This is a genomic window from Polyangiaceae bacterium (genome assembly GCA_020633235.1).
Taxonomy (GTDB): domain Bacteria; phylum Myxococcota_A; class Polyangia; order Polyangiales; family Polyangiaceae; genus JACKEA01.
Genome location: JACKEA010000003.1, coordinates 518993 through 538406 on the forward strand (window position 1 = coordinate 518993; position 19414 = coordinate 538406).

Below are 19414 nucleotides of genomic sequence, written 5' to 3' on the forward strand. Positions count from 1 at the left end.
GGCTCGGGGTACTTTCCGTGCCGTGCGGATGCTCCCTCCCTCGCCCCGTTACTCCCGTAAAATCTCGTTTTCCGCCTGCTTGATCGGCGTCGTCACCGCCGCCTTGGCGTTGCTCTGGGCGCCGCGCCCGGCCGCCGCTCAATCGCGGACGTTCTACTTGGATCGCGCGCAGATCTCGGGACAGCCGGATGACGGTTTCATGGTCTGGCGCCCGTACCTCCACGACAAGACGCGCTTCTACGGCATGGCCGCCCTCGGCTACACGCTGAACCCCCTGCGCAACGAGACCGTGGTGGAAGGCTCGCGCACGCAGCAGCGCGTGGAAAACCCCGTCAAGCATCAGCTCATCACCTATTTGAGCGCGGGGATGGAGCTCGCCGGCCGCGCCAGCTTCAACGTCGCCCTCCCGGTGGCCGTGTATCAGGTCACCGGCGAGGATCCTCAGCGCTACGGCGTGGGCGGAGGCTTGGCCGCGAAGAAGGTCGCAGCCCACGACCTGCGGCTCGACTCCCGGGTCAAGGCCTACGAGTCCGACAATCGCAAGTTCCGCCTCGGCTTCGGCGGCGCGTTGTGGGTCAAGACCGGGGATCCCGAGAGCTACACCAGCGACGATCAATCCACCGGCATGCTGTACGGCTCCGGAGAGTACGACTTCGGCAAGCTGCTCATCTCCGGCATGGTCGGGCCCCACTTCCGCCCCAACCGCAGCATCGGTGGCAACGCTGGCGCACTGTTCTTGGGCTCGGAGCTGCGTTGGGCCTTCGGCGCTTACATCCCCTTGCGTGATGGCCGCATTCGCCTCGGCGGCGAGCTGTGGGGCACCACCGGCATCAAATCGGTAGAAGGTCACAGCACCTTCTTCGGCTCCCGCAACACGGACTTGGAGTGGCTGGCGCAGGCCCGCTTCGCCATCGGTCAGAAACGGCACACCTGGGCCATGGCCGGCGCCGGCACACGCCTGATGACGGGCTACGGCGCGCCGGACGTGCGCGTGCTCGTGAGCATCGGCCATTGGTTCACGCTGTCGGACAAGGAGCCGCCCTCGCCGGCCCGCAAGGTGACGGTGGTCCCGGACGTGGACGACTACGCCAAGGACACCGACGGCGACGGCTACCCCGACGACATCGACAAGTGCCCCACCATCCCCGAGGACGGCAAGCAGCCGGAGCCTACGGACGGCTGCCCCGCGGGCTCGGATCGCGATGGCGACGGCATCCCGGACGCGGCAGACGCCTGCCCCGACGTGCCCGAGGACAAGGACGGCGTGGAAGACTCCGACGGCTGCCCGGAGGAGGACGCGGACAACGACACCATCCCGGACACCGAGGACAAGTGCCCGACGGAGCCGGGTCCCCGCAACAAGATCGCCGAGAAGAACGGCTGCCCGAGCCTCACCCGGGTCACGGAAGAGGGCGAGGTCGCCCTGCTCGAGCCCATCCAGTTCGAGACCGGCAAGGCCAAGATCAAGGCCGTGAGCTTCCCGATCCTGGACGAGGTCGTGACGCTGATGAAGGCGCGCGGAAACCTGCGTCTCGGCGTCTACGGCCACACCGACAGCGTGGGCAGCGACGCCATGAACATGAAGCTCAGCAAGGACCGCGCGGCTTCCTGCGTGCGCTACCTGGTGGGCAAGGGCATCAAGAAGAGCCGCCTCGAGTCCGAGGGCTTCGGCGAGACCAAGCCCATCGACACCAACGACACGCCCGCCGGTCGCGCCAAGAACCGCCGCGTCGAGTTCAAGATCCTGAGCGAATAGCTACTACTGCCCTTCGTCGCCTGTCGGCTTGTCGGCAGGCGACGGGACTTCGGCGAGCGCACGCCGCTCGCTGCAGGTCATGGGCACGCTCACGGCGCCGCTCCGCTTGAGCCGTAACATGCCCAGGTGGTCGAGCAGCTCGGCCGTCATCAACAGGTGCTGGTTCACCCGCACCTCGAGCGGTTGGTGGTTCTTCGTCGTCTCCAGGATCAGCGAGGAGATGCCCAGCTGTTCCTGAGCCGCACGCACCAAGCTGCCCCGCACCGGCGGTCGGAGCAATGCGAAGCGTCGCTCCCGCTCGGGAATCGTGACGTTCACGGCCTTCACCAAACGGCGCGCCACCCGCTCCCCTGCGTCCGACGGATAGTAGAGCACGGAGCTGCCCACGCTCTTCTTGTTGTGCCGATGGAAGTCGTACCCTTCGTGAAGGTCGATCACGTAGTCCGGCTGGAGCTCGTGGATGGCCGCCCACAGCGCCCGTGCCAGGGTGCCCCGGGGCGCGTCACCCGGGTGCCGCGGGAAGTTCCGGTTCAGATCCGAGAATTGCGTCTTCGGTGCGCGCCGCGTGCCACGCGCCAGCGCGGGAACGTTCGTGCGCGGGATGATCACCAGCCGCCCGCGGGCGATGTTGAAGCAACGCATCTCTTCCGCGGCGCCCACGCCGGCCCGCTCGTCCCCGTGCACTCCGCCGAGGATCATCACCGTGGGGCCATCAGCGATGCCTTCCACGACGTACACCGGCGTCTCCCAGCGAGTGCCCGTCGCCACCCGGCTCACTTCCCGTGGCTCCTCTTCCCCCGCGGCGGGCGCCGCCGCAAGACCGAGCACCAAAGCCAGCGCCGTCGGAACAGAGCGCTGAGCAGAACTCACCACGAGCCCAGGGTAGCGCGTCAGGGCGACACGTCGAGAACGTGCGTTACTTCGAGCCCTGACAGAATCAGATTGTTGGTGCGGCGCGGTCTCCGTCAGGGACGGGCATCGCGCCGTACCAACACCCAGGCCTCACTTGCTGTGAGGCGGCATCTTGGCTTCTTTGAAGACCACGTGCTGGCGAACCTTGGGATCGTACTTCTTGATCTCCATCTTCGCCGTCTGGGTGCGCTTGTTCTTCTTCGTGTAGTACGTGTAGCCGGTACCGGCCGTCGACACGAGGCGGATGTTGTCTCGCATGGGCCGGTGCGCGTAACACGGGGCAATCCCTCGTGCAAGCTCGGCGACGGCGGGGTGACGCTTGGCAGGGGGCTCTCGGCCGAGTTTGGCTATCCTGGGCCGGACCGAGGGCCGGGGAGCAAGGAGCGGAGCCATGGGACTTTTGGAGGATCGGGTCGCCGTCATCACCGGGGCTGGGCGGGGTATCGGCCGCGCCATCGCGGAGCTGTTCGTGGCCGAGGGGGCCGAGGTCGTGATCAACGACGTGGACGCGGAGCCGGCGGAGCAGGCCCGGGCCGCCTGCGAGGCGCGTTGGCCGGGCTCCGCTCGGGTGAGCGTCGGTAGTGTCGCCGACCGCAGCTACACCGACCAGCTGATGCGCACGGCCATCGACGCCTACGGCCGCTTGGACATCTTGGTGAACAACGCCGGCATCACCCGCGACCGCATGGCCCACAAGATGAGCGACGAGGAATGGGACTTCGTGCTCGCGGTGAACCTGACCGGCAGCTTCAACTGCATCCGCTCGGCGGCGCCTTACATTCGCGACGCCTCCAAGCAAGAGCTGGAGGAGCGGGGCGACGTGACGCGCGTGCGCAAGGTGGTGAACTTCCACTCCACCGCAGCCATTCGCGGCAACCCCGGACAAGCCAACTACACCGCCGCCAAGATGGGCAACGTGGGCTTGATGCGTACCATCGCGCAGGAGTGGGGCCGCTACCGCGTGTGCGTCAACTCGGTGGCCCCAGGATTCACGGAAACGCGGCTGACGGAGGCCAAAGAACGCGGCGGCACGCTCGGCATTCCGGAAGCACAACGCCAGACGACCTTGTCGCGCATTCCCTTCGGGCGCTTCGGCACCCCGGAGGACGTCGCGCGGGTGGTGCTGTTCTTCGCCTCGCCCCTCAGCGACTACGTCACGGGACAGGAGATCAACGTCTCCGGCGGCCTGCAGATCCCTTAAAACGTAAACGTGCCCACCGCCACGATGCGCCAGGGGAGCGCCAGCCCCTCGCGATCGCCGTTGTCGTTCTTGCCCGGGCTGCGGCAGGTCTCGCCGTTGCCCGCGTCCTCGCAGATCTCGTTCGAGACGTGCAGATAGGCCAGCGCCTGCGGTCCCAGGCGGAAGAGGTCGGAGAGCTGCCACTCGACGCCGATGCCGGCGAGGTACACCAGGCCCTTGGCCGTCGTGGTGTAGGTCGCGCTGGCGTTCTTGGCCTCTCCCTGCACCGAGCCAAAGCCGATGCCGGCTTGCAGATACGGATCGATGGTGCCGGAGTCGAACCAGTACCAGCGCGCCATTGGCGCCAAATAGAAAGAGCTGAATTTCACGTCGGTGGCCGAGTCGGCGAGCTGACCCCGCCACTCGTCCCGCACGTTGAAGGCCCAGAACCCGAGCTCTCCACCCACGGCCCAGTGAGGATGAAAACGCCACGCGCCGCCGAGACCGAAGGCCACACCGCCATCCACGGGACAATCACTGTCGGGCTTCTCGTTGTCACACACCGCGCCGCCGAAGCCGAGCAGCAAGAACAGCTCCGCGGGGTGGCGCGAGGGCGGCGGCTCGGCCGCCGGCGGAGGGGGCGCCGGCTGGTAGCTCGGCGGAGGCTGCGCGGATTGGTAGCTCGGAGGCGGCTCTGCGGGCGCCGGCTGTCCGTACGCGGGCGGAGGCGGCTGCTGCGCCCACCCCCAAGGCGCGACGGTTACCACACACGAGAACGCCACGATCGAAGCTCGCCCCATCACGGCGCGAAGATATCACGTCACGTCGTCCGGCGGCGCGAGCGCCACTGCGCGCGGATGGCCCGGGAAGAGGCGCGCGATGAGCGATTCGTAGGCTTCGGGGTCCTCCACGTCTACGTCTCCCTCGCGAGCGACGAGCAGCCCGCCATCGAGCCCCTCGAGCAACACGCGGAGCCACGCCTCGACGTCGGGGAACCAGATGATGCGTTCGAAGTCGTCTCCCACGAGCTCGAGGATCTGCCCCCGACGGCCGTCGAAGCTGCCCTCGAGGTCGACGCACAGATAGCTGCCTCCACCGCTCCACAGAAACGGAACCCAGGTGGGACGCCACCACGACTCGTGGGGAAGATCTCCCGTTTCTGCCAACTCGTTCATCTCACGGGCGGTGCGCACCACTGCGTCGAGCGGCTGGAACATGCCATGGCGGTCCAGGCGCTCGAGACACCCTGCCGATTGCCCGTCGTGCCAGAGATACAGCGCCCGCAGGCTGTCTGGCAACGCGCTTCCAAAGGCGTCCTCGCACTCGCGCAGCTTCGAATCGTCGGTCCCCGGTCTCAGCGCCTGTCGATAGCTCGGTCGATGCTCCGCCAGCCACGCCTCGAGCTTGCGCAACTCCGCTTCCATGTACACAGCATACAAGAAGGGTCAGCCTCCGCGGCTCTCGAGGGCCTGTCGGAACGCGCGGATGCGCGCGGCGTTCACACCGAGGTCGCCCTTGCCGTCCCGGGACTTGCTGCGCACGTCGACCACGCTGCCGTCGCGACTCGGGCGCACCCGCACCACGATGTCGTCGACGAAGTGGAACACCTTGCTGGTGTCCGTCGCCTCCAAGGAGCTCGGCGAATGGGACACCACGCGCCAGCCCAACCGCTCGGCGGCCTGCCGCGCCCGCTCTGCAGCGTCTTTTGGAGTGAGCGGCAGGTCGATGGGCTTCAGATCCGGATAGGCCGCCCGCTGGAGCTCGGCATTGCCTGCCGGGTAGGACAGGTCCCGCCCCGCGTTGTCGGGTGCGTGAGCCGCGGCCACCAGGGCGGGCGGGTGCTCGGGGTCCGTGGTGATGTCGTTGATGCGCGGCTTGCCCCGGGCGCCCGCCAAGCCGAGGGCCAGCAAAGCCAACACCGCTGCGCCGTGCGCCGTCGCCGCCCAAGCCAAGCGCCGGGCCGGCCCCTTGGATCTGCGGACTGCCACCAGGCCCGCTGGTAGACACAAGACCCCGACGCCAGCCCCGGCGACGAACAGGAAGAACCCCGTGAGGGGCCGCACCCAGCTCAGCACCGCCAGGCTCGGACCCAGGGCAATGCCGACGGCCGAAAGGCCCCACAAAAACAGCGCGACACGGCGGGCCATGGATGGCACGTAGTGGCGGATGGTCGTTGCGTCCACGGCGTGACGATGGACCTTGACTAGCGGCGCGGAGCGTGGCTCACTCCCGGCCCCTTCGCGGGCTAGCTCGCGCTGCCGGGGAATTTAGCCATGAAGCGTACCTATCAGCCGCACAATACCAGCCGCCTTCGCACCCACGGTTTCCGCAAGCGGATGGAGACCCGGGGCGGCCGCAACGTGCTGAAGAACCGCCGGCGCAAGGGTCGCTGGCGTCTCGCCGTCTCCGCCTACAAGAAGTAGCGGGTGGCGGAGGCCCGCCCCGTCGGGCGTTTTCCGAGCCAGAAACGCGTCCGCAAGCGCGCGGAGTTTCAGCTGATTCAGTCGCGCGCGCGTCGGGTTTCCACCACGCATTTCGTGCTTTTGATCCACGCTCGAGAGGCGGGTCAGAGCGCACGCTTGGGCATCACCGTGTCCCGTAGGGTGGGCAACGCCGTGGTCCGCAATCGCGTCAAGCGGCTCCTTCGTGAGGCCTTCCGGGCCACGGAGGAGCTCTGGAGCCCCGACGTGGATGTGGTGGTGATCGCGAAAAAATTCACGCCGGAGCTGAGTCTGGACGGCGTCGTCGGGCAGTTCCGCCGGGCCAGCGGCGCGATCCGCGCCCGCACGGCGGAGGCGCGAAAAGACCGCGATCGAGGCCAGTCCGAGGTGGCCACCCGAGGCCAAAAGAAGCAAACTCGGCCGGTCTGATGCTGGCCAAGATCCTCATCTTTCTCATCCGGATCTACCAGTGGACCCTGTCGCCACTGTTGGGCCCCGTGTGCCGGTTCGAGCCCTCCTGCTCCCGCTATACGGTCCGCTGTCTGGAGCTGCACGGCGCCTTCAAGGGCAGCTGGCTCGGTATCCGACGCTTGGCACGTTGCCATCCGTTCAATCCTGGTGGATACGATCCGCCCCCCCTGCCCCACGGCCACCCTGAAGCGGAGCCCGAGGGGTCCCCCGCCGAGCAGCCGCGGGATGCGCGCTCGACCGAAGCGGTCTGAGCCGCGCGATTCGACTTCGAGAACGAAATGGAAAGAAGCGGACTGACCCGGTGGCTCCTGTTGGGGCTCATCGTCTTCGCGGCCATCACCTTCCTGCCCAAGATGTTTGGCGGGGGTGGCACGACCGACAAGCAGCCTCTCAAGGCGGAGAGCACCCTCGTTCCCGTCCATCGCAGTCCGGAGCGGATGTGCGACATCTGGGGAGAGCGCTTTCGCGCGCAGATCGGCTCTCACGGCGCATCCATTGCCCACTTCGAGCTGACCACCGCGAAGTACCAACACGACGGCGAGCCGATCGACCTCTCGACCACGCCGGATCTGGAGCTGCGCCGCCAGCTCCGCTTCCACTGGCGCAACGAGGCCGTGAAGCCGAAAGACGGCTGGCAGCTCGACTACGACGGCGTCGACTACCAGCTGGTGAAGTCCGACGGCAAGAGCTGCACGTTCGTCTACAAGAACGACAAGGTAAAGCTCACCAAGGTGGTCAAGGCCACTGGGCGTCCCTACGAGCTGGACGCCGAAGCGACCATCGAAAACCTCTCGGACAAGAAGCTCACCCACGCCCTCACGGTGGAGACCGACGAGTGGCGCACCGACGCGGAAGTGAAGGGGCACATGTTCCGCGTCAGCCCCTTCGTCACCCACGTGGAGTGCATCCCGTCGGACGGCGGCAAGGCCAAGCGGCTGCGCAAGGAAGACTTCGAGCCGGACGACTTCGAAGGCGAGGCCTTCACCGGCCCGCTGAACCCCGGGGACTGGTATCAGGCGCCTTTCAAGGGCGGTTATGGCGCGGTTTCCAACGCCTATTTCTCCCACGCCATCGTGCCTCTCGCCTCCGCCAAGGCGGGTGAGCCGGTGTGCCAGCTGCAGATCGAGCAGCGCTGGGACGTCTCCCAGTACGAGTCGGAGAAGAAGGACCCGAACGCCGGCGCCGTGTACCGCGCGCGCCTGGCCTACGAGCCCGTGACGCTTTCCAAGGGTGAGACCGCGAGCTACTCCGTGCTCACCTACGTGGGCCCCAAGGAGCGGGACGTGCTGGCCGCCGCCGGGGGGGGCAAGCACGACCTCTCCGAGCTCATCGATCTGGGGTTCTTCTCCGCCATCGCCAAGATCCTGGTGGCGTTCCTGCTCAAGGTGCACAGCGTGATCCCCAACTGGGGCATCGCCATCATCTTGCTGACGGTGACGGCGCGCACGCTCTTGTTTCCGCTCAGCGTTCCCAGCATCAAGAGCATGATCAAGATGCGGGAGCTCAAGCCCGAGCTCGACGCGCTGAACGAGAAGTACAAGGACGACCCTCAAGGCAAGGGCGTCGCTCAGATGGAGCTGTGGCGGAAGCACAACGTCAATCCGCTCAAGGGTTGCCTGCCTCAGCTCGCCAGCATGCCGGTGTGGTTCGCGCTGTACACCACGCTGCAGACGGCGGTGGAGCTGTACAACATCCCGTTCTTGTGGTTCCCGGATCTGTCCCAGGCCGACCCGTACTACGTGCTGCCCTTCGTCATCGGCGGCACCTCCTTCTTGCAGCAGAAGCTGATGCCCATGCAGGCAGACGCCGCGCAGCAGAAGATGATGATGTACTTCATGCCGGCCATGTTCACGGTGTTCATGCTGTTTTTGCCCTCGGGTTTGGGCGTCTACATGTTCACCAACGGCGTGCTGGGCATCGTGCAGCAGCAGATCGTGGAGCGCTACGTGAAGCGCACCAGCAACACGCCGGGCTCCGGGAGCAAGGCGGAAGCAAAAGACGAATCGACCGAAGAGGTCGGCGACAAGAAGAAGAAGAAGGGGAAAGCCCGAAGCGGGGACGAAGACATGGAGAGTCGCCCACTATTCGGTAAAGGAAAGGCATGAGCATGAGCGAGTCGAATCGGGAGATCGACGACGGTTGGGACGAGGGCGAGACCGACGCAGTGGTGGCAGACGCCGACGAGGCGAGTGCCACGGAGCAGGACGGGGAATCCGCCGATCAGGAGAACGGAGGGCGTCGCCGTCGCCGTCGCCGTCGACGGCCGGACGACGGCGAGTACCTGGCGGCGGACGACGAGCGCGCGCAGCATGCGCTGGCGTTCGTCACCGACATCATCGACAAGATGGAGATGGATTGTCGCGTACGGCTCCGTCGTCCCAAGGAGGACGACGAGGATCCCGAGATCCACATCGAGATCACCGGCCCCGACGCGGGCCGCATCATCGGCAAGAAGGGGCAGGTCCTCGCGGCGCTTCAGTTCCTCACCCACCGCGTGGTCAATCGCCCGAACCTCGACAAGCGGCACGTGCTGGTGGACGCCGAGGGCTATCGCAGCCGGCGGGACAACTCCCTCGCCACCATGGCTCGCCGCCTGGGCAAGCAGGCGGTGGAGCAGGGCAAGATCATCACCTTCGAGCCCATGAACCCGCGGGATCGCCGAGTGGTGCACCTGGCGCTGGCCAAGTTCGAGGGCGTGATCACCAAGAGCGACGGCGAGGGCGACGACCGCCGCGTTCAGATCATCCCCGTCCGCCGCTGACGGTTTCTTTTGTTGGTCCGGCGCGGAAACACCCCTCCGCGCCGGTCCGGCATTTTCGTCGCGGTGAACCCTTCGGCGCGGGTCGCCGTCCAACGAGACATGGCCCTCCGCCACATTTTTCGCCCACCCTGCACTCCCCCGATGACCGTCGAGGCGCTATTGGATCGGGGCCTGACGCAAAATGAGGTGATGCCGTGAAGACCTGGCAATACTCGATCTTGGCGCTTGGAACCTGCGTGGCCCTGCTCTCCACGGGCTGCGGTGGCCCCAAACCCGTGCGCGGGGAAGACGTCGCCGGCTTCGACGACGAGGCCATGAGCACCGGGCTCGACAAGCGAGATCTGCAGAAGCTGTTGCACGAGAACATGCAGGCACTGCAGGGCTCGGCGCTGCTCAAGCGCTGGGAGTCGGAGAACCAGCCGCGCGTGGCCATCATGCCCCTGCGCAACGAGACCACGGAGCACGTGGACAGCGCGCTGGACTCCCTACTCTCGGACATCGAGACGATCTTGGTGAACACCGGGCACGTGCGCGTGGTGAGCCTGGAACGCCAGCCTCAGATCATCGAAGAAGTGCGGCGCCAGTACACCGACGCCTTCGACCCTTCCAAGGTGGCGCGCTGGGGCAAGCAGGTCGGAGCGCGCTACTTCGTGACCGGCAAGGTATACAGCGCGGACGAGCGCAACGAGGACGAGCGCCGCGTGCAGTACATTCTGTTCTTGCAGATCATCGACGCCGAAACTGGAGACATCCTGTTCCAGAACAAGTCCAGCGTGACCAAGGGCCTGGCGAGCTGAAGGGCGGCGCCGTGCCGTCGTCGGTCTCACTAAGGTCTTGCTGGCGGCGATTGGAGCGGCCGCTGCTCGCGGCCCTCGTGCTCGGCTCCGTGGTGGGTTGCGCGGGGCACGCGGCACACACGCTGGAGGCCCGCACGGCGCTGGACCTGGGCGAACCGAAGAAAGCCCTCGCCCTCTTGAACGAGGCGATGGACGTCGACAGCGCAAAGCAGGTGCCCTCCGACCTCGGGGGGGATCAGGCGCTGTTCTTGCTGGACCGAGCGATGGTGTTGCAGCAGCTGGACCAGTACAAGCTGTCCAGCCGGGACCTGGGCATCGCGGACAAGAGCATCGACGTGCTGGATCTCTCCCGCAATGCGGCCAACGACGTCGCTCGCTACATGTTCTCGGACGACTCCGGGCCGTACAAGGCGCCACCGTACGAGAAGCTGATGATCAACACCATGAACATGGTGAACTACTTGGTGCGCCGGGACTTGAACGGCGCGCGGGTCGAAGCGCGACGCCTGACGGTGATGCAGCGCTTCATCCGCGAGCACGAGGACGCGGGGGCCGCGCTGTCCGGACCGGGGAGCTACCTCGCCGGCTTCGTGTTCGAGAAGAGCGGAAAGCCGGATGAAGCACTGCGCTTCTATGACGACGCGCTCTCCTATGGGCAGTACCAGAGCTTGGTGGAGCCGGTGCGCCGCCTCGCGACGCAGAGCTCGGTGCGGAGCCCGCGCATCCGCGCGCTCCTGAATGAGAGCGCGCCGAAGCCGCCCCCCCGGCCTCCGCCCGAGCCGGAGCCGGAGAGCGACGCGCCGCCGGACCCCGACGGCGTGCCGGCCCCAGACGCCGAGGCGGACACGGACAAACCTTCGACCGAGAAGGACGCGGGGGCGAGCTCCGCCGCGGGCGCGCCGGACAAACCCAAAGATGACAGCGGGGAGCTGCTCGTGATCGTGAGCTTCGGCCGGGTCCCTGCCAAGTACGCCAAGCGGGTGCCCATCGGCCTGGCTCTGACCTACGCCAGCAACGCGCTCTCCCCCGGGGACCGCCAGCGCGCCAGCTACCTCGCGGCGCAGGGGCTCGTGACGTGGGTGAACTATCCCGAGCTCGGCAAGGCTCGCGGGCAGTACGACATCCCGGAGATGGCGGTGGACGGCAGCTGGCAGACGTTGGAAGGAATCGTGGCGGTGGATCGCGAAGCCAAGCGCGCGTGGGAAGCAGCGCGGGGAACGGTGGTGGCCGCGGCCATCACGCGGATGCTGACGCGGGTGGTGGCGGGCGAGGCGATCCGTCGCGGGTCTGGCGGTGGCACTCTCGGCGCGCTGCTCAGCCTCGGTACCCAGGCGACCCTCACGGCGACGGACACGCCGGACACCCGCAGCTGGTCCACACTGCCGGCACGCATCGCCTTCGGTCGCCTGCGGCTGCCTCCCGGAGAGCACGTGGTCTACGTCCGCGCTCGGGGTGTCGCCAAGCAGCAGAAGATCGCGATTTCGCCCGGCGGCTTCGCGGTAGTGAACCTCACCGTCCTGAACTGACCGCCCGGCGTGAAAAGTTGGCCGCGGGGAAGGGCGGCGGGTATCCGTCGGTAGGAGAAGGGTGAGGCTCGGGATGCGACCACCAAACGGCAAGCGCTGGCTCAGCACACTGGCGTTCGGACTGACGCTTGGGCTGCCCGCCGTCGCTGCCGCGCAGCAGACGAAGAGTCATTTTGGCGAGCGGGATTCGTTCGTGGTCAGCATCGAGCGAATCTTCGGCTTCCAAGGGCAAAACCTGTTTGGTCAGAACAACGACTCCATCGGCTTTCACCCCATCCTGTGGGGCAACGTGGGACTGTTCGCCGTTCAATCGAGCGGCCTGAGCTTCGGCAGCACCGTCGGCCTGGCTCACGTTCGCGACCTGACCGGTGACGACAAGGACTCCTTCACCGTCGCCCGGCTCGGCCCCCGCATCGGATACGCCGGATGGCTGAAGCAGGGGTTCGGCTACTGGGTCCGGGGTGGTCCCTCCGCGATGTTCTTGTTCAGCAAGCAAGAGAACACCGACGCCAACGGCCAGAAGACCACGGAGTCCCAGAACATGGAGCTGTTTCAGCTCTCGCTGGAAGCCTACGTGGTGATCGCGCCGACGGATCACCTGGGCATCCTGGTCGGCCCCCACGCCGACATTCACCTGTTCGGCCTGGCCAGCGACGACGTGGACAGCGACGCCAAGAAGTATCGTTCCGCCGGCCTGACCGTCGGCTTGATGGGAGACTTCTGGTGAGCGCTGCATCGAAAGCCGTGCTGGCCTTGGGGATTGTGTGTGGCGTGTGCGTGGCATCCCCTGCCCTGGCCCAAGAGGAAATGGCCGCACCGGGCTTCGGGCACGCTCGGCCGTTCGTGTTGTCGCTCGAGAACCTCGGCGGCGTGATGTACACGCGGCTGAAGGGAGACTCCCTGTCCAGCGACGCTCAAGGCTCGCTGCACGTGGGCACCTTTGGCGGCAACTTGGGGACGATCATCGCGCCGTTGCCCCGCATCGGGCTTCACTACTTCGTGGCGCCGCCGCTCTCCGTCGGCGCGCTGCTCAGCTACTCCGACAACGACACTTTCGGGGAAACCCTGCTCGCGGGCGCGCGCATCGGCGCAGCGCTGCCCCTATCCGACAACACTGCCTTGTGGGTGCGCGGCGGGATCCTCTACACCCAAACGACCTACAGCCAGGGCGACTTCGAGTTCAAGCTCAGCGACGTACGGCCCGGCGGCGACCTACTGCTTGCGCTGGAGCTGGTCGATCATTTCGGGTTGCTCATCGGCGGGCATTTCGAGCTGGGCGTGAACGGCAAGACGAACGTCGACACGGGCCTGGGCAAGTCCGAGTCGGACTTCGACTACATGGAAGCTGGGCTCACGGCCGGCGTGTTCGCGGACTTCTGAGCCTCAATTAGCGACGAACATCGAGCCGTTGAAGGCGTACTTCCGTGAGTCGCCGCTCCAGGGCAAGAGGAGCGGCTCCAGGCCGCCGGCAGCGGTGGTGTCCGGTGGAAAAGGGTACGTCTTTTCCGTCCAGCCCACGGCGCGCGCAGGTCGCAGCTCGATACGAAGTCCGCGCTCCGCCGGCAGGAACGCCACGGCGCCGAGAATGCGGTTTTCGCCCAGAGCACGCCCGGTCTCGGCGGCGAAGACGCGCCGCACGCCATTCTCGTCCGCCTTGTAGACGAACAGCGCGTAGCGATCGACGACGTCTCCTCCGAGCTCCTTGCTGGCCTTGGCGTGGAGCACGCCACGCACGATGATCTCAGCCTTGCCATCGCCCGTGAGGTCCCGCGCCGTGACATCCAAAATGTCCTTGGCGTCGGCCACGCCCACGGTGATGTACGCGAAGCTCACCCCGCCGCGATAACCCTTGCCAAACACGACGATGTCCTTGTCGTGGACCAGCACCCGCTCCGTGCGCGTGTCCGCGGCGACGTCCGTGACGAAGTCGAAGCGAGGCGGCTTCTTACCCACGCCCCGGTCCTTCCGATACAAGGCGTACAGGCGATCCTGCAGCTCGTCGGCGGATGGCGGGCGGGGCGCGGGCGGCGGTGGAGGGCCTGCGGGCTTCGCCTTCGTGGGCTTCACGCTGGGAGCGCCCTTCTTTTCGTCGACCTGCTCGAACTTGTCGCCCGTCCACTGGTACGTGCGGCTCTGCACGCTCTCCCACGGCAGGAGAGCTGGCGGCATGTCTCCGGAGCGTGGCTCCGAGTAGGTGTCGGGCTCGAAGCCCTCCGCCTTGCCTTGCGACACCACGATGGCGGACGACTTGCCCCGACGGACGACCGCGACGTCGTTTTCTATGTGGCCGTCCTTGGTGGCGATCGCAATCTCGTGCTCGAACGCTTCGAAGGGCGTTTCGTTGTTCCCCACCTTCAGCACCACGAGCACGTCCCGAAACTTCTCCCCGGAACCGACGCGCTTCTCGGTGAGGATCTCGTCCTTGCCGTCGCCGTCGAAGTCCACCAACGTGAGCTTGTGGATCGGTCCGCCGAAATCGGCGAAGTAGAACTGCTTTCCACCGCGGTAGCGGGGCCCCACGATGGTCAGGTACTGACCGTAGACGGCGACGTATTCGAGCATTCCGTCGCCAGAAACGTTGCCCAGGGCAGCTTTGGAGGGCGTCGAAGACAGCCGCTTGGGCTTGATGAGCGAGGCGCTGAGCCCCTGCTCGGCTTCCAGCGGCAGCGGCGGCAAGCTCCCACCCGCCTTGGCGCGCGAGGTGGCGACCACGGCGCGCACGTGACCCGGCGCGTCGGCGTCGGTGTAGCGCAGCGCCGCGCGTAGCCCGACCCGGGTGCGGGCGGCCTCGGGGAACGCGCTCCAGGGGATTTTCGCCTCGAAGGTGAACCCCTTGCCGCTCGGCGCTTCCACCAGTTGGGAGCCGGCAATCGCGCTGCCCCCACGCTTGACCACGCCCGCGGTCTTGCCCGGATCGCCGGGGTACAAGTCTACCGAGTGCGTGACGAAGCCGCCGCTCGTCTTCGGAAACGCGAGCAGCAGCGTGGCGTGGTCTTCTCCGCTCCCGGCCGCCTTGGTGCGAACGATCTTGGCGTCATCGGCGCTCACGGCGACGTACAAGTAGCGGTCGTCGTAGCCGACCATGCCCTCTGCCTTCACCGACCCCTGCAGGGCGTCGGAAAGACGCGCCATCGAGCCCTTCCACTCCTTGGTCAGGCCGTCGATGCGGATCTTCTCCCCGGCGAAGGGAACCGCGTCCAGGGAACGCGCCGCGAACGCTTGTTGAGTCGACGCCAGGATGACGCCCGCGGCAAGCGCGGACAGCAACGTGCGCGCGCCCATCACCGCTTGACTCGAAGCTCTTGCTCCTGCGACTCGAGCTCTTCCAGAGCGCGCGCCAGCTCTTCTTGCTCTGCCGCGTCGAGCTCCGTCTCTTCTGCAGGCGCGTCTTCCACGCGCATGGCCTCACGCTGAGCGGGCTCCGGCTCCGGCGGCAAGATGCCCATCTTGCGCTTCAGCGCCTCGAGATCCGAGTCCGCACCGGCGGTGACCTCGAGCTGCTGGAACTTGTGCGCCAACACGTCGCCGGAATACTCCTCCGCAAGCTCCGCGCCGGCCTCCGCCTCGGCCTCCATCTGGTTGATGCGCGACTCCATCTGATCGAACGCCTCGAAGGCGCTGGCGTTGCGCAGGCCGTGCATCGTCTCCTGAATCTGCTTCTGCGCCTCCGCGCGCTTCTTGCGGGCGATGAGCAGGTTCTTCTTGCGCTTCGCTTCCTCGATCTTGGCGTTGAGCGCGCGCAGGGCCAGCTTCAGCTGCTCGACGGCCTGCTTCTGCTTCTGCCACTGGGTCTTGTACTGCTCCGTGAGGCTGTCGTGCTCCTTCTTGCGGGCCAACGCCTCTTTGGCCAGAGCGTCGTCCCCGGCGCGAACGGCCATCATCGCGCGGCGTTCCCACTCCGCGGCGTTGGAAGCTTCCTGCTCCGCCTGCTTGGCCAGCCGCTTCTCGTCGGCGATCGAAGCGGCAACCTGCTTCTTCGCTTCCACGAGCTGGGCGTTCATGTCGATGACGATCTGATTGAGCATCTTCTCCGGGTCTTCTGCCCGGCTGATCAGATCGTTCAGGTTGCTTTTGATGAGCCTCGCGAGGCGCGCGAAGATTCCCATGACGCCTTAGCCTACTTCTTCCCGACCATTTCGCGCAGGCCGGGTACATGAACCGACTGCGCCATTCCCATGTCCGCCAGCACCGCCTCGAGCTCGTTGAGATCCAAGCTGTCGAGCTCCAGCGCGGCCGTGAGTACGATGTCGTCCCCTTCCAGCGCGTATGCCGCGTGGAACAGGTCCGAAGCGTTGAGCCCCAGCAGGTGGCGGAACAGCTTCGCTTCCCGAGCAGGGTCCCCTTTGGGCGCAGGACCGATGCGGGTTTGAGCCACTAGCACCGGGTGCGCCATGCGAAGCGCCACGGGAGCTTGGTCCGCGCCCATCCCCACCAGGATGGTGTCGTCGTCCAACTTCTCGAATCGCCGGTCGAGGCGAATGAGCATGCCCTGGAGATCGTCGTTGGTCTTGACCATCGCGGGCCTACGGTACCACGACGGCGCGGCGCTCGGCTGCCGGCTATTTCGTCGACATTTCAGCCGACTCGCCGCGCCGGCGCGCCGTCGCGGCTGGTGCGCACGGCGACGATCTCGTCCGGCGGCGGCGCTTCCGGCTGCACCGTGGCGTGGTCGATGCCGAGCTCGTGGCGGAGCGTCTCCGCGACCCGCCGACAGACGTCCACACCGTGCGCCCCCTTGGCGAGCGTGACGTGCACGGTCAGAGCATCGAACTGGTCGGAGATGCGCCATACGTGCAGGTCGTGCAGGCCGGCCACGCCCTCGGTTTCGCTGATGAGGCGCTCCACCTCGGCCATGTCCACGTGGGGCGGCACGGCCTCGAGCAGGATCGCCGTGGTCTCGCGGAGCACCCGCCAGCCGGAGTACGCGACCAACACCGCGATCAGCACGGAGAGGGCCGGATCCGCTCTACGGAAATCGAAGAACAGCACCGCCAGGCCGGCCAGGATGGCCGCCACGGATCCCAGGGCGTCAGTGGCGACGTGGGCGAGGGCGGCCCGCACGTTGAGGCTCGACCTCTGGGAACGCGCCAGGATGAACGCCACCACCAGGTTGACCACCAGGCCGATCGTCGCAACGACGAGCATCGCCGGAGCGCGGATGTCACGCGGCTCCATCCAGCGCTCGACGGCCTCCTTGATCACGAACAGCGCGGTGACGGCCAGGGCCACACCGTTGAGGAAGGCGGCAACCACCTCCGCCCGACGCAGTCCGAAGGTCGTGCGAACGGTGCGAGGCTTCGAGGCGAAGTGCTGCGCGACGAGGGCCAGCGCCAGGGCCCCCGCGTCCGCCAGCATGTGACCGGCATCGGCCAGCAGCGCGAGGCTCCCGCTCCACCAGCCCGCGGCCGCCTCCACCACCATGTAGCTTCCGGTGATGGCGAGCGCCGCGCCGAGCACACGGGTGGGGGCGCCGCCGCCGCCATGGCCGTGGCCGTGGCCGTGGCCGTGCCCGTGGCCATGGCCGCCGGCCTGTGCCGTCGTCTCGCTCACGGCTGAAGTATGGCCCACACCTGGCAAATGCGAAGCGTTACGAAATCAGCTGTGTTCTGGCGGAGAGGGTGGGATTCGAACCCACGGTACCCTGACGGGTACACATGATTTCCAGTCATGCACCTTCGACCACTCGGTCACCTCTCCCGTCCCAATCCATCCGGACTGAGCTCCGCGGCTTTGGGGCACGCGGTCGAAGCTTCACGGGCAAGCTGTCGGCGGAGAGAGTGGGATTCGAACCCACGGTACCGTTGCCGGTACACCTGATTTCGAATCAGGCACCTTCGACCACTCGGTCATCTCTCCGCGGCGGAATCTGGCAGCCAGGTCGACGCCTGTCAATCCGAGAAGAGCGCGACATCACCGAGAAAATGACCCTTTGGCGGCGGGGTGAGTTCGCGCTAGACGTGGTCCGGCCCGCAATGCGGCGAGGGCGCTACAAGAAGAGCGAAGCGAGCCGGCAACAGGTGCTGGATGCGGCGATCCAAGCGCTGGCGGACGGGGGCTACGCCAAGACCAGCGTGAGCCACATCGCGACCCGCGCGGGCATGAGCAAGGGCGCAGTCCACTACCACTTCGAGAGCAAGGACGAGCTCATGGCCGAGGTCCTGGAGCGCTGCGCCACCGTCATGCGCGACCGCGTCCGTGCAGCGTGGCAAGCTCCGGGAGAGCCCGCCGAGAAGATCCGTCGCGCTCTGCGCGAGCTGCGGGATTCCCGCCGCCAGGGCGCGCCCGAGCTTCGGGTGCTGGCCGACTTCATGGCCCAGAGCCTTCACGACGAGAAGCTCCGAAGCGCGCTCGCGACCATGTTCGAGGCCAACCGGCAGGAGGTCCTGGAACAGCTGGCGGGAAGCCTCGAGCAGCTGGGGCTCAAGCCGAGGATCCCCATCGAGGTGGTGCCGCGACTGCTGCTGGGAGCCCTGGACGGCCTCGCCCTGCACGACTTCTTCGACCCTCCGTCCGCCGCGGAGGACGCCAATGTCCAGCAGGCGCTCGAGGTCATCGCCCTGTCGCTGTTCGAAACCTGAGTGAATTCAGCCTGTTGAAGAAAAGTGATGGCAACAGGTTGACACACTGCGCCATCGGCCACAAAAACATCCTGACCGGCCAGTTTTTATTGGAGGCAGCCGATGTTCGATCACCTCTTCCTGCACGTGGGACCCGCCGGGGCGGCAGCAGCGCTGCTGGTGATGCTGACGGTGCCCCTGGCGTTCGTCGTCGCCCATGCAGCCCGGATCCTGGCTCCCGAGCTGCGCCGCTCCCTCCGCGACCCCGAGGTGGTCGTGTGGCGGCGCCGGCTGGCCCGGGCACTCGGCAAGCGAGATTGCCGCCCTGGGGGTAGAGCGCGATAGTCGCAGCATGAACCGTGTGCTCGCGCTCGGGATCGCGTGCTGCTCGTTGGCGTCGCCCGCGCTGGCGGACGAGCCTCCGGAGACGACCCTGGCACCGGAAGTACGAGCGGGCATCAAGGGACGGTTCGGCAGCTCGAGCGGGATCGACGGCGCCGAGCTCGCGGGTCTCTCCTATGGCCTCGGAGCCTGGCTGTCCCCCACGCGGCTGTATTCATTGGGTCTCGCGTGGGAGCGCGGCGGTCTCGGCAGCGAGCATACCGGGCCGAGTGACAACAGCCTGCGGGTGGAGCGCAGCAGCGACACGCTATGGCTGGGCGGTCGCGCCTATCCCTTGCGCTCGGACCACTTGGGCCTCTTCGTCGCCCTTCGCTTGGGCGCGACCTGGCAGCACCTGGACGCCAGCGGCACGCGGGCGGGGGACGGCTTCGGTCCTGGGGCGGTGTTCTCTTGCTCTGCGAGCGATGGGCCGGGCTTCGCCCTTGGCGGCGGCGTGGGGCTCACCTTGGACATCGACCGACAGCTGGCGTTCGTCACCGAAGTCGAGGGCAGCGCCCACCGCCTGACCAGCGAAGTGCTGGACGGCTGCGCCCCGGGAGCAGGATCCGTCACCGCCGTCGGCGCGCACCTGGGCTTCGCCTACCGCTTCGATCTCGGCGCTGCTCTCTGAT

At 66.9% G+C, this 19414-nt stretch carries 23 protein-coding genes and 2 tRNA genes; 14 read left to right on the forward strand and 11 right to left on the reverse strand.

What is annotated here, in order from left to right; genetic code table 11:
* The first annotated feature begins 22 nt into the window (after positions 1 to 22).
* On the forward strand, positions 23 to 1756 hold the full coding sequence (locus H6717_19100) for an OmpA family protein (protein MCB9579145.1): 1734 nt from the start codon (positions 23 to 25) through the stop codon (positions 1754 to 1756).
* A gap of 3 nt (positions 1757 to 1759) precedes the next feature.
* Here the strand turns inward: H6717_19100 and H6717_19105 are convergent, their stop codons facing one another.
* The gene (locus tag H6717_19105) at positions 1760 to 2629 is read right to left on the reverse strand and encodes a succinylglutamate desuccinylase/aspartoacylase family protein (protein ID MCB9579146.1); all 870 of its coding nucleotides are present in this window, start codon (positions 2627 to 2629) and stop codon (positions 1760 to 1762) included.
* Positions 2630 to 2758: 129 nt separating this feature from the next.
* Positions 2759 to 2926: a 50S ribosomal protein L33 gene (gene rpmG / locus H6717_19110; protein ID MCB9579147.1), complete on the reverse strand. Its 168-nt coding sequence runs from the start codon at positions 2924 to 2926 to the stop codon at positions 2759 to 2761.
* 133 nt (positions 2927 to 3059) lie between these two features.
* On the opposite strand from rpmG, the gene H6717_19115 reads away from it, so the two are divergent.
* Positions 3060 to 3869: an SDR family oxidoreductase gene (locus H6717_19115; protein MCB9579148.1), complete on the forward strand. Its 810-nt coding sequence runs from the start codon at positions 3060 to 3062 to the stop codon at positions 3867 to 3869.
* Here the strand turns inward: H6717_19115 and H6717_19120 are convergent.
* The 3 genes from H6717_19120 to H6717_19130 are packed head-to-tail and all read right to left on the reverse strand — an operon-like array spanning position 3866 to position 5995.
* Positions 3866 to 4648: an outer membrane beta-barrel protein gene (locus H6717_19120; protein MCB9579149.1), complete on the reverse strand. Its 783-nt coding sequence runs from the start codon at positions 4646 to 4648 to the stop codon at positions 3866 to 3868. The genes H6717_19115 and H6717_19120 overlap by 4 nt on opposite strands.
* A 15-nt stretch (positions 4649 to 4663) precedes the next feature.
* Positions 4664 to 5272: an SMI1/KNR4 family protein gene (locus H6717_19125; protein MCB9579150.1), complete on the reverse strand. Its 609-nt coding sequence runs from the start codon at positions 5270 to 5272 to the stop codon at positions 4664 to 4666.
* Between the two features lie 21 nt (positions 5273 to 5293).
* Complete coding sequence (locus tag H6717_19130) at positions 5294 to 5995, reverse strand: DUF1499 domain-containing protein (GenBank protein ID MCB9579151.1); 702 nt, start codon at positions 5993 to 5995, stop codon at positions 5294 to 5296.
* A gap of 126 nt (positions 5996 to 6121) precedes the next feature.
* Here H6717_19130 and rpmH point away from each other — a divergent pair, with 126 nt between their 5' ends.
* The 9 genes from rpmH (at position 6122) to H6717_19175 (ending at position 13224) form a co-directional block, all read left to right on the forward strand.
* A complete protein-coding gene (gene rpmH / locus H6717_19135; protein ID MCB9579152.1) occupies positions 6122 to 6271 on the forward strand; it encodes a 50S ribosomal protein L34 in 150 nt (49 codons plus the stop codon).
* Between the two features lie 3 nt (positions 6272 to 6274).
* Positions 6275 to 6718, forward strand: a complete 444-nt coding sequence (gene rnpA, locus H6717_19140; protein ID MCB9579153.1) for a ribonuclease P protein component — start codon at positions 6275 to 6277, stop codon at positions 6716 to 6718.
* Positions 6718 to 7011, forward strand: a complete 294-nt coding sequence (gene yidD / locus H6717_19145; protein MCB9579154.1) for a membrane protein insertion efficiency factor YidD — start codon at positions 6718 to 6720, stop codon at positions 7009 to 7011. Before rnpA ends, yidD begins: the two co-directional genes overlap by 1 nt.
* Positions 7012 to 7038: 27 nt before the next feature.
* Positions 7039 to 8865 carry a membrane protein insertase YidC gene (yidC, locus tag H6717_19150; protein MCB9579155.1) on the forward strand — a complete coding sequence of 609 codons (1827 nt, stop codon included), beginning with the start codon at positions 7039 to 7041 and terminating at the stop codon, positions 8863 to 8865.
* Between the two features lie 2 nt (positions 8866 to 8867).
* Positions 8868 to 9521, forward strand: a complete 654-nt coding sequence (locus tag H6717_19155) for a KH domain-containing protein (protein ID MCB9579156.1) — start codon at positions 8868 to 8870, stop codon at positions 9519 to 9521.
* A 314-nt stretch (positions 9522 to 9835) separates the two neighbouring features.
* Positions 9836 to 10318, forward strand: a complete 483-nt coding sequence (locus H6717_19160; protein MCB9579157.1) for a penicillin-binding protein activator LpoB — start codon at positions 9836 to 9838, stop codon at positions 10316 to 10318.
* A gap of 50 nt (positions 10319 to 10368) precedes the next feature.
* Complete coding sequence (locus H6717_19165; GenBank protein MCB9579158.1) at positions 10369 to 11844, forward strand: hypothetical protein; 1476 nt, start codon at positions 10369 to 10371, stop codon at positions 11842 to 11844.
* Positions 11845 to 11905: 61 nt separating this feature from the next.
* Entirely contained in the window at positions 11906 to 12571 is a 666-nt protein-coding gene (locus H6717_19170; GenBank protein ID MCB9579159.1) for a hypothetical protein, read from the forward strand.
* Positions 12568 to 13224, forward strand: coding sequence for a hypothetical protein (locus H6717_19175; GenBank protein MCB9579160.1), 657 nt, complete (start codon positions 12568 to 12570; stop codon positions 13222 to 13224). Before H6717_19170 ends, H6717_19175 begins: the two co-directional genes overlap by 4 nt.
* 3 nt (positions 13225 to 13227) lie before the next feature.
* Here H6717_19175 and H6717_19180 read toward each other — a convergent pair whose 3' ends face one another.
* The 6 genes from H6717_19180 to H6717_19205 all read right to left on the reverse strand — a co-directional run bounded on the left by H6717_19180 (position 13228) and on the right by H6717_19205 (position 17700).
* Positions 13228 to 15129 carry a hypothetical protein gene (locus H6717_19180; protein ID MCB9579161.1) on the reverse strand — a complete coding sequence of 634 codons (1902 nt, stop codon included), beginning with the start codon at positions 15127 to 15129 and terminating at the stop codon, positions 13228 to 13230.
* Positions 15126 to 15950 carry a PspA/IM30 family protein gene (locus H6717_19185; protein ID MCB9579162.1) on the reverse strand — a complete coding sequence of 275 codons (825 nt, stop codon included), beginning with the start codon at positions 15948 to 15950 and terminating at the stop codon, positions 15126 to 15128. Before H6717_19185 ends, H6717_19180 begins: the two co-directional genes overlap by 4 nt.
* Positions 15951 to 15961: 11 nt before the next feature.
* Positions 15962 to 16360, reverse strand: coding sequence for a CesT family type III secretion system chaperone (locus H6717_19190; protein ID MCB9579163.1), 399 nt, complete (start codon positions 16358 to 16360; stop codon positions 15962 to 15964).
* Positions 16361 to 16419: 59 nt separating this feature from the next.
* Positions 16420 to 17394, reverse strand: coding sequence for a cation transporter (locus H6717_19195; protein MCB9579164.1), 975 nt, complete (start codon positions 17392 to 17394; stop codon positions 16420 to 16422).
* Between the two features lie 57 nt (positions 17395 to 17451).
* Positions 17452 to 17541 (reverse strand) — tRNA-Ser (locus H6717_19200).
* Positions 17542 to 17613: 72 nt separating this feature from the next.
* A tRNA-Ser gene (locus tag H6717_19205) sits at positions 17614 to 17700 on the reverse strand.
* A 116-nt stretch (positions 17701 to 17816) separates the two neighbouring features.
* Between H6717_19205 and H6717_19210 the strand changes: the two genes are divergently transcribed.
* The 3 genes from H6717_19210 to H6717_19220 all read left to right on the forward strand — a co-directional run bounded on the left by H6717_19210 (position 17817) and on the right by H6717_19220 (position 19413).
* Positions 17817 to 18422, forward strand: coding sequence for a TetR/AcrR family transcriptional regulator (locus tag H6717_19210; protein MCB9579165.1), 606 nt, complete (start codon positions 17817 to 17819; stop codon positions 18420 to 18422).
* 102 nt (positions 18423 to 18524) lie between these two features.
* A complete protein-coding gene (locus tag H6717_19215; protein MCB9579166.1) occupies positions 18525 to 18746 on the forward strand; it encodes a hypothetical protein in 222 nt (73 codons plus the stop codon).
* A gap of 7 nt (positions 18747 to 18753) precedes the next feature.
* The gene (locus H6717_19220) at positions 18754 to 19413 is read left to right on the forward strand and encodes a hypothetical protein (protein ID MCB9579167.1); all 660 of its coding nucleotides are present in this window, start codon (positions 18754 to 18756) and stop codon (positions 19411 to 19413) included.
* Position 19414: the final 1 nt, after the last annotated feature.